8 protein-coding genes are annotated in these 12,986 nt (G+C 63.5%); 5 read left to right on the top strand and 3 right to left on the bottom strand.

Features of this window, described 5'->3' with window-relative positions; translation table 11 throughout:
- Window positions 1-5: 5 nt before the first annotated feature.
- From OGL93_RS10205 to OGL93_RS10195, 3 genes are all read right to left on the bottom strand, one after another.
- Window positions 6-2,042, bottom strand: a complete 2,037-nt coding sequence (locus tag OGL93_RS10205) for a M10 family metallopeptidase C-terminal domain-containing protein (RefSeq protein ID WP_263262518.1) — start codon at window positions 2,040-2,042, stop codon at window positions 6-8.
- Between the two features lie 176 nt (window positions 2,043-2,218).
- Complete coding sequence (locus OGL93_RS10200; RefSeq protein ID WP_263262517.1) at window positions 2,219-4,072, bottom strand: ABC transporter ATP-binding protein; 1,854 nt, start codon at window positions 4,070-4,072, stop codon at window positions 2,219-2,221.
- A gap of 124 nt (window positions 4,073-4,196) precedes the next feature.
- Window positions 4,197-5,282 carry a CE1758 family FMN-dependent luciferase-like monooxygenase gene (locus OGL93_RS10195; protein WP_263262516.1) on the bottom strand — a complete coding sequence of 362 codons (1,086 nt, stop codon included), beginning with the start codon at window positions 5,280-5,282 and terminating at the stop codon, window positions 4,197-4,199.
- 138 nt (window positions 5,283-5,420) lie between these two features.
- Here OGL93_RS10195 and OGL93_RS10190 point away from each other — a divergent pair, with 138 nt between their 5' ends.
- The 5 genes from OGL93_RS10190 (at window position 5,421) to OGL93_RS10170 (ending at window position 12,774) form a co-directional block, all read left to right on the top strand.
- Window positions 5,421-5,606, top strand: coding sequence for a tautomerase family protein (locus OGL93_RS10190; RefSeq protein WP_263262515.1), 186 nt, complete (start codon window positions 5,421-5,423; stop codon window positions 5,604-5,606).
- A gap of 247 nt (window positions 5,607-5,853) precedes the next feature.
- Window positions 5,854-7,005: an acyl-CoA dehydrogenase family protein gene (locus OGL93_RS10185; RefSeq protein ID WP_263262514.1), complete on the top strand. Its 1,152-nt coding sequence runs from the start codon at window positions 5,854-5,856 to the stop codon at window positions 7,003-7,005.
- A gap of 143 nt (window positions 7,006-7,148) precedes the next feature.
- Window positions 7,149-8,234 carry an efflux RND transporter periplasmic adaptor subunit gene (locus OGL93_RS10180; protein WP_263262513.1) on the top strand — a complete coding sequence of 362 codons (1,086 nt, stop codon included), beginning with the start codon at window positions 7,149-7,151 and terminating at the stop codon, window positions 8,232-8,234.
- Window positions 8,235-8,243: 9 nt separating this feature from the next.
- Window positions 8,244-11,330, top strand: coding sequence for a MexW/MexI family multidrug efflux RND transporter permease subunit (locus OGL93_RS10175; RefSeq protein WP_263262512.1), 3,087 nt, complete (start codon window positions 8,244-8,246; stop codon window positions 11,328-11,330).
- Between the two features lie 4 nt (window positions 11,331-11,334).
- Window positions 11,335-12,774 (top strand): efflux transporter outer membrane subunit, encoded by a 1,440-nt coding sequence (locus tag OGL93_RS10170; RefSeq protein WP_263262511.1) that lies wholly within the window; start codon window positions 11,335-11,337, stop codon window positions 12,772-12,774.
- The last annotated feature ends 212 nt before the right edge of the window (window positions 12,775-12,986 follow it).

Below are 12,986 nucleotides of genomic sequence, written 5' to 3'. Positions count from 1 at the left end.
AGGGCTTAGGCCCCTGAGGTGTGGTCCGCCCCTAGCGGCACAAGCTCGATAGCCGGAGGCTGGGTGGCGAAGATGAAGTTCGACTCGCCCAGCTCCTGTTCGTAGTTGCCCACCAGCGAAACCTCGAAACGGTGGCCGTCCTGATCCGGTTGCAAATCCTTGATGTAGGTGCGGTTCAGGGCCTCGTTCCATTTGACGTCGAGCGTGCCGTGCGTGCCATTGCCCAGGCCCGTGTAACCCAGGGCCGAGACGTCTATCGTGTCCTGGAACACCTCGAAATCCTTGATCACGTCGGCGAAGCTGCTGCTGGCCGTGCGATAGCTGTCGCTGGTGGCGTTGAACAGGAACACGTCCGCACCTGCGCCACCGGTGAGCAGGTCGCGCCCGCTGCCGCCTGCCAGTACGTCGTTGCCGGCGCCACCGTTGAGTCGGTCGTCGCCCCCGAGCCCCCGCAGTACGTCCTGCACCGCCGTCCCGTCGAGCGTGTCCTTGCCGTCGGTACCTGTTAGCACTGCGGGCGTGAAAAGCACCCTGTGGTCATCGAGCTGCGCCGCAACGTTGCCGCTCAATGCCAGCTCGAATGCGTGGCCGTTGGCGTCGAACGTGTAGCTGGTAAGAAACGTTTGGTTATCCGCAGCGCTGTACCGCACGGCCAGGGTCCCGTCGTAGCCGTCGCCGATCCCGCTGAAGCCAAGGCCGATGAGGTCGATGCGGTCCTGAGCGGGGTTGAAATCAAGGACGGTGTCGCTGGCGCGCTGGGTGTTAGAGCGATAGCTGTCGTCGATGGAGACGAAGCGAAACACGTCTGCGCCTTGCCCACCGAAGAGGCTATCTTGGCCGCCATTACCTTGAAGCACATCGTCGCCGCCGGCACCGTCGATGTACTCGGCCACGGCGGCGCCTTGGAGCAGGTCGCCGTTGCTCGAGCCTTCAACCCGGTGGTCTCGCGTGCCGGTGAAGCTGCTGTCCAGGCTGCCATCCGGGTTCAGGCGCACCACGCTGTAATCGGCGCTGTGCTCGACCCGCTCGCCGTCGCCCACGTCGCTCAGGCCGGCCACAAGGATCTTGCCATCGGCCGCCACGGTCACCGAACGCGCCGAATCGTAGAGGCCTTGGGCATCGACAGACGCTACGCCGGCGTGGCCGAAGCCGTGGTCGTAACTGCCGTCGGCATTGAGGCGCACCACCTGGAAATCTTTATAGGTGTCATTGGCGCCGGCCAACACGATCTTGCCGTCAGCCTGCACGGTGAGGTCGCAGCGGTTATCCGACAGCACGCTGTCGTCGAACACCACTCGGCCTGCCTCACCGAACGTGGGGTCCAGCGAGCCGTCTGCGTTAACCCGCACCACGCCGTAGTGATAATCCTCACTGGTGCCGAAGTCCCCCGCCAGCAAAAACTGGCCATTGCCAAGTTGAGTGGCATGCACCTCGCGGGTGAAGAACACGCCATCGGCCAGGCGCGCCACCCCACCGTTGCCGAAGGCGGAATCCAGGGTGCCGTCGGCGTTGAGCTGCACCAGCACTGCGCCGCCATCGGCGACGCCGGCTGCTCGGCTGAAGAGAAGGCTGCCGTTGGCGTTCACACTGAGGTGCCCGTCGCGGTAGCCGATGCCCTCGGGGATGCTGGCCTGCGCGTTGGCGTTGAAGTCGGTGTCCGGAGTGCCGTCCGGCTTCAGCCGGGTAAGGCTGAAGGTTTGGCTGCCATCCGCCGTGGCCGGCTGTTGCACAACGATGGCACCGTCGGGCTGCACGGCCAGGCTGTAGCCTTCGTAAACAGGCATCTGGGCACTGATGATGCTGCGGCCATCCACGCCGAAGTCGCGATCCAGGCTGCCATCGGCATTGAGGCGCACCACCGAATAGTCGTAGTCCGTGTGGTTGGTGCCTGAGAAACTAAACCCACCGACCAGTATTTTGCCGTCGGGTTGCACGGTGATGCTCTGGTTGAGGTCCTCGAGGCCGGCGACATCGATGACGATGCTTCCAGGGGCGGTGCGGGTGGAATAGCTGGCAGTTTCAAAAGGGTTGAAGGCGTTCATGGTTCATTCCGTTGAGGGCTGCAGGAGGGTATTTTTGGATCCGAGCGCTCAGTGTAGCGCTGGAAATATGACGCTCCTGGGTTTCGTAGCCTTCGCGCGGGCATCACCTTCAAAGGCGTCACGGATAAGCCGAACGGTGCCCGTTCATCCGTGCGCCTTTGGGGTAGCCAGCCCCCTCATTCCACCGCCTCGACCACCCCTTGGTCCTCGCCCAGGAACCCGCCGCTCTGGTGCCGCCAAAGCCGCGCATAGGTGCCGTTGCGCTCAAGCAACTCAGCATGAGTCCCTTGCTCGACGATACGCCCGTGGTCCATCACGATCAGCCGGTCCATGGCGGCGATGGTGGACAGCCGGTGGGCGATAGCGATCACGGTTTTGCCTTGCATCATTTCATCGAGGCTTTCCTGGATGGCCACTTCCACTTCCGAATCCAGGGCGCTTGTGGCTTCGTCCAGTAGCAGGATCGGAGCGTTCTTGAGCATCACCCGGGCGATCGCGATGCGCTGGCGTTGGCCGCCGGAGAGCTTGATGCCGCGCTCCCCCACGAGCGTGTCGTAACCGCTGTGGCCCTGCTTGTCGCTCAACTGGCTGATGAACCCATCGGCCTGGGCGTTGACCGCCGCGGCGCGGATTTGCGCGTCGGTCGCATCCGGGCGGCCATAGGCGATGTTGTCGCGGATGGAGCGGTGCAGCAGGGAGGTGTCTTGGGTCACCATGCCGATGGCGCTGCGCAGGCTGTCCTGGGTGACATGGGCGATGTTCTGACCGTCGATGCGAATCTCGCCGCTGTCTACATCGTAGAAGCGCAGCAGCAGGTTGATCAGCGTGGATTTGCCTGCGCCGGAACGGCCCACCAGGCCGATTTTCTCGCCTGGGCGGATGGCCAGGGTCAGGCCATCGAGCACTTGTCGTTCGCCGTTGTAGTTGAAGCCCACGTTGCTGAACGTGACCGCGCCCCCTGTTGTCACCAGCGAGCGCGCATCTGGCGCGTCCTTCACCTTGGGCCCGCGAGTGAGGGTCTGCATGCCGTCCTGGACGGTGCCGATGTTCTCGAACAGCGTGGTCATTTCCCACATGATCCAATGCGACATGCCATTGATGCGCAGGGCCATGGCGGTGATCGCCGCCACCGCGCCGGTGCCGACGCTGCCCTGGTGCCAGAGCCACAGGGCATAACCGCCCGCGCCCAGGATCAGCCCCACCACCAGCGCCTGGTTGACGATTTCGAACTGGCTGACCAGGCGCATCTGGCGAAAGCCGGTGTGCTTGAAGTCCTCCATTGCGGCGCGGGCGAACTGGGCCTCGCGCTTGGAGTGGGAGAACAGTTTGACGGTGGTGATGTTGGTGTAGGCGTCCGAGATACGGCCCGTCATCGACGAGCGGGCGTGGGCCTGTTCCTGGCCAACCTTGCCCAGGCGGGGCACGAAATACAGCATGGCCAGCCCGAACAACGTGAGCCAGGCAATGAAGGGCAGCATCAGTTTCAGAGCGAAGCCGCCGGCGAGCGCGATGATCGCGATGAAATACACGCCGATGCCGGGGATGATTTCGATCAGGGTGAACAGGACCTCCCGCACGGAGAGTGCCGTCTGCATCACCTTGGTGGTCACGCGGCCAGAGAACTCATCGGAAAAGAACGACAGGCTCTGGCGCAGCATCAGCCGGTGGAAGTCCCAGCGCAGCCGCAACGGCAAATTGATCGCCAACACCTGATGTTGAATCAGGGTGCGCAGCGCCACCAAGCCCACGCTGGCCACCAGCACGATGCCGATACCCCACAGCACACGGCGCTCCTGCGCGGCAGCCGGGCCGCCGGCCTGCCAGGTGGGGAGCAGGTCCACCACCTGGCCGAGGAAGGAAAACAGCCAGGCTTCGTAGATCGACACACCGGCGCTGAGCAGCGCCAGCGCGAGGATATAACCACGGGCACCGCGCGTGCAGGCCCACAGGAACCGCGCCAGGCCCAAGGGTGGTGGCGGTACCTCGTCCGGCGGGAAGGGGTCTAGCCGACGTTCGAATGAACGGAGCATGAGGGTCTCCTAGACATCAAAGGTCAGGGAATTCTGCCATTGAACAGCGCTTGGATGTCAGGGAGGCCGGTTAAGTGCCGGGAGCGGATGTATGTGCGTTGGGCCCAAGGCATCGGTTTTCTGCTCAGGCCTCGAGCGGAACACGTCGCGCCAGCCGGCCAGCATGGGTGGGCGCCGGGGCAGCGCCTGGGTGGCGTACCTTGGCGGTTTCACGGCGCAGTACGGGCAGGACTTCGCTACCGAACAGCTCGAGCATCTCCTGCACTTCGTGCAGTGGGATGCCGGCATGGTCGAAGAGAAACAGCTGGCGCTGGTAGTCCCCGAACTGCTCGCGGAAGGTCAGGGTCTTGTCGATGATTTCCTGAGGGCTGCCGACCGACAAAGGAGTTTCGTGCATGAACGCTTCCAGCGTAGGGCCGTGGCCATACACCGGCGCGTTGTCGAAGAACGGGCGGAAGCGTTCCCGGGCAACTTGCGACTGGCGGTTGATATAGATGTGCCCGCCCAGGCCGACGATGGCCTCCTGGGGCGTGCCGTGGCCATAGTAGGCATAGCGAGAGCGATAGAAGGCTACCAGGCGTTGGAAGTGGCCTTTGGGCCAGAGGATATGGCTGGCAAAGAAACCGTCCCCGTAGCGCGCCGCTTGTTCGGCGATCTCCGGGGTGCGGATCGAGCCATGCCAGACGAACGGGGGCAGGCCGTCCAGGGGGCGCGGGATCGAGGTGAAACCACGCAATGGCGTGCGGAAGCGCCCCTCCCAGTCGATGTTTTCCTCCCGCCAGAGCCGGTGCAGCAGGTCGTAGTTGTCCAGGGCCAAAGGGAGCCCCTGCATGATGTCCTTGCCAAACCAAGGGTACACCGGCGCGGTGTTGCCGCGGCCGAGCATCAGGTCCATGCGCCCACCCGAAAGATGTTGCAGCACGGCATATTCCTCGGCCAGCCGCACCGGATCGTTGGTGGTGATCAACGTGGTCGATGTGGAAAGGATCAGGCGGGAGGTCTGTGCGGCGATGAATGCCAGCAGCGTCGTGGGCGATGAGGTCACGAACGGCGGGTTGTGGTGTTCGCCGGTTGCAAACACGTCGAGGCCGATTTCCTCGGCCTTGAGGGCGATGCGCACCATGGCCTGCAGCCGTTCGGCTTCGCTCGGGGTACGTCCGGTGGTCGGGTCGCAGGTCACGTCGCCGACGCTGTAGATTCCGAATTGCATCCTTGCCTCCTGAGGTCGAGTTTTTTTGAATTGTACGCCTGTACGCGAACTGTTCAACTCCTTTTCTCCGGCGTATGATCGTTCCATCGCCGGCACCGTGCCCGCGACGTCATGGATTAGCAGACAAGGACACCCGTCATGCCAGAAGTCATCGTCTACGCAACCGCCGGCCGTTCCGAGCAGCAAAAGAAGAAGTTGCTGCGTTCGGTCACCGAGGCCGTTGCCAGCAGTTTTGAAATTGCCCGCGAGCACATAGTGGTGCAGATCGTAGAGGCGCAGCCCGGCGACAAGGCCAAGGGCGGGATCCCCTTCGACGAGCGTTGACGTCATCCACGGGGCGGTATGAGCCGCCTGCCTTTCTATGCACTGCCTTACAGAAATCCAGGCAGTGCCCTGTGCGAGCTGAAGTTTCACGGTGTGTTGAACCTGCTTTCAGTGAGTGGCCTTTGCCGCCGGCCCTTTACAGAAGACTGTACGAATGGCTTGCAACAGTACGATTGTATGCGTACATTGGCCTCGTTCGATGTCGAAGCGGACCCCAGGATTCATCCCACCCAGCAAGGAGCTGAACATGAAGACATTGATGCAATGGCGTGATCTACCGGCCGAGGCAGAAGAATGGATGGCACGCATCGAGGCGGTCCGGCCGCTGATCTTGCAGCATCGCGATTACGCCGAAGAACAAGGCGTCACCCATCCCGAGGTCATGGCTGAGCTGTTCAGGCTCGGCTTTTCCCGCCTGTGCGTGAGCAAGGCCTTTGGTGGCCAGCAACTGGATATCCGCGTTATTTCGCAGATCGTACAGCGCCTGGCCGCCCTGGATGCCTCGGTCTCGTGGCAGGTCATGGTGCAGGTCGCCATGGGCCGCCTGGCCGACTACCTGCCTGAGCAGGCCGCGCGCGAAATCTACAGTTCCAGCCACGGCTTCGTGGTGGGCGCGATCCATTCGGGCGGCGAAGCCATCGAGGTCGAGGATGGCTACCGGGTGAGCGGCAAGTGGGGCTTTGCCAGCGGCTCGGCGCACGCCGACTGGCTGGTGTGCACCGCGACGCTCAAACAGGAAGTCGCCGACGGTTCGCAACCCCAGGTGCGCATGTTCTTCGTGCCGCGCGGCGAGTGCCGCATCATCAAGACCTGGGATGTATTGGGCATGCGTGGCACTGGCAGCAACCACTTCGAGTGCAGCAATGCCTGGGTGCCGGCCCATTACTGCGTCGACACCGAGGCGCTGAAAAAAGCGCCGGCCGCGCGTGATTCTTTGGCCTACAAGGTGGGCTATTACGACTTCGGCACTCTCGCCGCGATGGGAACCGTGCTGGGCGTGGCCAAGGCCGCGCTGGAGTATTTCCGTGACGAGCGCACCGTGCCGGCCGATGACGGCGTGGCGGCCCTGACCTGCGAGAAGACCGGCATCGTGCTGGCGCAACTGCACACCGCCCAGTTGTTGCTCGAGGACGCCATCACCCACGCCCAGCAGGCCGATGGCGATGGCCTGAACGTGCGCGTCGCGCTGGCCGGGTCGATGCTCAACGAGCATGCCGTCAACGCCGTCAACCAGCTCCATGGGCTGACCGGCTCCAAGGCGGTGTACAAGGCGTGCGCGCTGGAGCGCAGCCTGCGCGACATCCATGTGGGGTCCAAGCATTTCGTGCTGTCGCCGTTGAACCTGTTCGGCCTGGGCAAGCTGTACCTGGGCAAGGCGCAGACCAGCAAGATCTATTGATCGGGCGGCATAGGCCGCCCATCCGTGGCAGTCAGTTCGTGTGGTTCCCGGTGCACCCGGGCGGGCACGGGCTGACGCGGGTTGGGGTTGTTTGAATGTTGAATTTCCATGCGGTCGCCGTCAGAGGCGACAAGGGGTAAGTCATGCGCGCGGAACACTATCTAGGGAAGGTCACGGCGTCGGTGGCCACGCTTGCTGTGCTGGGCGGCTTGACGCTGCGTTACATGGCTCACGCAGAGGAGCCGGCGCCCGCCCATGCACTGGTACCCGCGGCGCTGGCGCAGGTCAGGCAGGTACCGTACACCTATTACCAGGTCGCCATCGGCCAGATCGAGGCGCGTCAGCAGGTGCTGCTGTCCGCCGAGGTCAGTGGCCAGGTGGTGGCGCTGGCCTTCGACTCGGGCGACCGGGTCAAGGCGGGCAATGTGGTGGTCAGGCTCAACACTTCGCCGGAGGAGGGTGAACTCACTCGCCTGCGCGGTGAGTTCGAAGCCGCCAAGGCCCATTTCGCACGGTTGCAGGCACTGGCGCGCAATGGCGCCGAGAGTCAGCGGGCGCTGGACAGCGCGCGGGCGCAGTTCGACGCGGCCAAGGGCAACCTGGAGAACATCCAGGCGCAGATCGCGCAGAAGACCATCCGGGCTCCGTTTACCGGCGAACTGGGCATACGCCAAGTGCACTTGGGCGACTACGTGCAGGCTGGCCGGCCGCTGGCCACGCTCACCGACCTCAACGGCCTGCGGGTCAACTTCACCGTGTCCGAGCGTGACAGTGCCAACATCGTCAAGGGGCAGGCCGTGGAAGTGGCGGTCGACGCCTGGAGCGGTATGAAGTTCGAAGGCGTGGTCAGCGCCATCGATCCACAGGTCAACAACTCCCATGTGATTCGCGTCCAGGCCCTGGTCAAGGATCAGCAGGACAAACTGCGCCCGGGCATGTACGCCAAGGTCAAGGTGCAACTGCCTGGCAAGGATGAGCTGGTCGTACCGGAGACCGCGATCACCTACAACGCCTATGGCGAAAGCGTGTTCGTCACCTACGAGGAAAACGGCCTGAAGAAGGTGCGGCGCAAGAACATCAGCATCGGTGAGCGTCGCGATGGCTTGGCGGTGGTGCTCAAGGGGCTGCAGGCCGGTGAAGAGGTGGTGACGTCCGGGCAGATCAAGCTGCAGGACGGCGTTGCCATCGAACCTGTGGCCGACACTGTTCGACTGAACGTCCAGCGCTGAGGAACGATCATGCATTTCACTGATATTTTCCTGCGTCGGCCGGTGCTTGCGCTGGTAGTCAGCACGCTGATCCTGCTGTTCGGGGTCATGGCGTTCAGCAAGCTTCCGGTGCGTCAGTACCCGATGCTGGAAACCTCTACCATCACCATCACCACGCAGTACCCCGGCGCCTCGTCGGAACTGATGCAAGGCTTCGTGACGCAACCGATCAGCCAGGCCGTGGCCTCGGTGGAGGGCATCGACTACCTGTCGTCCACCTCTACCCAGGGCAAGAGCCTGGTGACCGTGCGCATGCAGCTCAACAGCAACTCGATCAATGCCCTGACCGAGGTGATGGCCAAGGTCAACCAGATCCGCTACAAGCTGCCCGAAGAAGCGTATGACCCGGTGATCGAGCGCACCTCGGGCGGCTTCACCAGTGTCGCCTACGTGGCGTTTTCCAGCGAACAGTTGCCGATGCCCGAAGTGGCCGACTACATCTCGCGAGTGGTCGAGCCGATGTTCTCGGGGATCGACGGTGTCGCCAAGATCAACGTGCTGGGCGGGCAGACCCTGTCCATGCGCTTGTGGCTCGACCCGGACCTGCTGGCCGGCTACGGCATCACCGGCCAGGACGTGGCGGACGCGATCAAGGAAAACAACTTTCAGGCCGCGCCTGGCCAGGTCAAGGGCTTGTACGTGGTCAGCAACTTGCGGGTGAACACCGACCTGACCAGCGTCGACGACTTCAAGGACATGGTCCTGCGCAACGACAACGGCAACATCATCCGGGTGCGCGACGTCGGTACCGTGGAGCTGAACGCCGCCTCGTTCGACACCAGCGGCGCGATGAGCGCGGTCCCGGCGATGTTCCTGGGCCTCGACGCGGCTCCCACCGGCAACCCGCTGACCATCGTGAATGCGGTCAAGGCCCTGATCCCGGAGATCGAGAAGACCTTGCCGCCAGGCGTCAAGGTGCAGATCCCGTTCGAGGTAGCGCACTTCATCCAGTCGTCCATCGACGAGGTGACCCATACCCTGGTCGAGGCACTGGTGATCGTTGTTCTGGTCATCTACCTGTGCCTGGGCAATTTCCGCACCGTGCTGATCCCCCTGGTGACCATTCCCCTGTCGATGCTCGGTGCGGCCGTGCTGATGCAAATGTTCGGTTTCAGCCTGAACCTGCTGACCTTGCTGGCGATGGTGCTTGCGATCGGCCTGGTGGTGGATGACGCCATCGTGGTGGTGGAGAACGTCCACCGCCACATCGAGGAGGGCAAGACACCGTTCGAGGCGGCCTTGCTCGGCGCCCGCGAAGTGGCCGGGCCGGTGCTGGCGATGACCTTCACCCTGGCGGCGGTGTATGCGCCTATCGGGCTGATGGGGGGGCTGACCGGGACACTGTTCAAGGAATTCGCGCTGACCCTGGCCGGCTCGGTGGTGGTGTCAGGCATCGTCGCCCTCACGCTGTCCCCGATCATGAGCACCCGCCTGCTCGATGCCAAGTCGAGCGAAGGCTACATGGCACGCAAGGCCGAGGCTTTCTTCAGCTGGCTGGCCGAGCGTTATGGCAAGTTGCTGGGCCTGTCGTTGTCCGTGCGCTGGATCAGCCTGGCCATCGCCGTGGTGATCCTCGTCAGCCTGCCAGTGCTGTACAAGTCGGCGCAGCGCGAACTCGCCCCGCTGGAAGACCAGAACATCCTATTGACTGCGATCAAGGCGCCGCAGCACGCCAACATCAATTACGTCGAGGCGTTTTCCCGCAAGCTCCACGAGGTCTTCCAGGAATTCCCCGAAGGCTACAGCGATTGGGTCGCCAACGGCACGGACGGCTTGTCCAACAGTGTGGGCGGCATCAACCTGGTGGATTGGGACAAGCGCCAGCGCAGTGCCAACCAGATCCAGCCATTGCTACAGCAACGGGTGGGCCAGATCGAAGGCACCAGCATTTTCGTCTTCCAGATGCCACCGTTGCCAGGTTCCACGGGCGGCCTGCCGGTGCAGATGGTGGTGCGCAGCGACCAGGACTACCAAGCGCTGTTCGACAGGATGGACAAGCTCAAGGCCAGCGCTCGCAGCAGCGGCCTGTTCGCCGTGGTCGACAGCGACCTGGACTTCAACAACCCGGTGGTCGAGGTCCAGGTGGACAGGGCCAAGGCCAATGCCATGGGCATTCGCATGAGCGACATCGGCAAGACCCTCAACAGCTTGATCGGCGAGAAGTACGTCAATCGGTTCGCCTACCATGGCCGTTCCTATGACGTGATTCCCCAGGCAGTGCCCCAGGACCGGCTGACCCCCGAGGCGCTCAATCGCTATTACGTCAAAGACCAGCAGGGCAACCTGGTGCCGCTGTCGACCTTGGCCACCGTCCAAGTCAAGGTCGAGCCAAACCTGCGCCCGCAGTTCAACCAGCAGAATGCCGCGACCTTCCAGGCCATCCCGCTGCCCGGCGTGACCCTCGGCGATGCCGTGGCCTTCCTGAGCGATCAGGCCAAACAGTTCCCGGCGGGCTACACCTATGACTGGCAGTCCGACACCCGGCAATACGTGCAGGAAGGCAATACGTTGATGCTGACCTTCGCCTTCGCCCTGGTGATCATCTACCTGGTGCTGGCAGTCCAGTATGAAAGCTTCATCGACCCGTTCATCATCCTGATCAGCGTGCCGTTATCGATCTGCGGGGCGCTGCTGCCGCTGGCGCTGGGCTACACCTCGCTGAACATCTATACGCAGATCGGCCTGATCACGCTCATAGGGCTGATCAGCAAGCACGGCATTCTCATGGTGGCGTTCGCCAACGAACTGCAGATGCGCCACGGCATGAGCAAGCTCGAGGCGATCCGGCATGCGGCCGAGGTGCGCCTGCGCCCGATCCTGATGACCACCGCAGCCATGGTGGTGGGGCTCGCGCCATTGATCTTCGCTTCCGGCGCGGGTGCCAACAGCCGCTTCGGCCTGGGCCTGGTGATTGTCGTCGGCATGTTGATCGGCACCTTGTTCACTCTGTTCATCCTGCCGACGGTCTACAGCCTGCTGAGCACCGCCCGGCAGCCAAAGGCGCTGCCCGTCGCGGAGCACGACGGCCAGGCCATCGATGCCGCGGCGCGGGGATAATCCAATGTTGAAAATGACACGATGTGCACGGCCGCTGTCGCTGGCGGCCCTGGTGGTCATGAGTGGTTGCGTGAACTACGCGGGCATCGACCATCGCCAGACCCTGCTGACCCCCAAGGGGGCGCCTTCGACGTCCCTGGCCGATGCACGGCTACCGGCCGCGCCCTGGCCAGCCGACAACTGGTGGCAGCAGTATGCCGATGCCCAGCTCGACCGGCTGGTGGCAGAGGCGTGGGCGAATAACCCCGGGTTGCAGGAAGTGCGGGCGAGGGCGGACAAAGCCAACGCCTACCAGGAATACTACGACGCCGACCGTGCTCCACAGGTCGATGCCTCGGGCGGCCTGTCTCGCTCGCGGCTGTCGCGCAGCGAGGATTTCTCCGGGCGGGGCAATCGCTATGTGAGTGTGCGCAACCTGGGCGTGACCTTCGACTACGACCTCGACTTGTGGGGCGGCAAGCGCAGTGCCTGGGAGGCTTCGGTCGACCAGGGCCGGGCCGCGGAGGTCGAGCTGCGGTCAGCGCGCTTGCTGCTGGCCGCCAACGTGGTCAAGGCCTACAACCAGCTGACTTATGCCTGGGACGTAGTCGACCTGAGCGAACGGGATCTAAAGCGTTTGCGCAACTTGCAGGGCCTGACCGGTGACCGCTTCCATAACGGTTTGGACAACCGGTCCCAGCTGCAGCGGGTCGATGGCCTGGTAGCGCGCGGCGAGGCGAGTCTGCTGGGGGCGCGCAGCGATGTGGAAATTGCTCGCCTGCAGCTTTCGGCCCTGCTCGGCGCTGGCGTTGATGGTGCCCGCGATATCGTTCGGCCCAAGCCGCTGAAAAGCACCGAAGCGGCCCTGCCGGAGAACCTGCCGGCCGAATTGCTGGGGCGACGTCCGGATATCGTCGCGGCCCGTTGGCGGGTCGAGGCGGAGTCCCGCACGGTGGCCTCGGTGAAAACTCGCTTCTATCCCAACATCAACCTGCGTGCCGCAGGCGGTATCGATGCCATGTCCGGCGACAGTTTCAACGCCACCGTCAGCCGATTCTGGAACATCACGCCCACCGTGACCGTGCCGTTGTTCGATGCCGGCCGCCTGCGTGCCGACCTCAAGCAGAGCAACGCCGACCTGGACCTGGCGATCGCGCGCTACAACGCCACCTTGAGCGCAGCGTTGCACCAGGTCGCGACGTCGGTGACCGAACTGCAGGCCGTCAACCGGCAGATCGGGCTGCAGCGGACGGCCCGCGACACGGCTCAGTCGTCTTTTGACCTGGCTGTGGAGCGGTTCGAAATCGGGGAAAACAACTTCCTGGATTCGCTCAATATCGAAGAGCAACTGATCGAGGACGAAATGCGCCTGGCCCTGTTGAGCAGCAAGCAGATCGATTCGGCGGTGGGCCTGGTGACGGCCCTGGGCGGTGGCTACCAGCCCGAGGCCGTGAGCGTTCGGTAGACGGCTGCCTTTCCGGCGCCGGGTTGAAAGCCTGGCGCCGGCCTTACAACTTGCAACATTCCATTCATCCGCCCCGGCTGCTTTCAACCCGTTGTTTTGCAAGGCCCAGTGGGCTGCACTCCAAGAAGGGCAGGTAGCGCCCTGGCCGTGTTTGGCTCGCGGAGCGCGTTAACAGTGATGTATAGTTCTACACTGCTCGTACTAACAAACAG

The organism is Pseudomonas sp. RIT-PI-S (genome assembly GCF_025642975.1).
GTDB lineage: Bacteria > Pseudomonadota > Gammaproteobacteria > Pseudomonadales > Pseudomonadaceae > Aquipseudomonas.
This window is presented reverse-complemented; position numbering and strand designations above follow the sequence as displayed.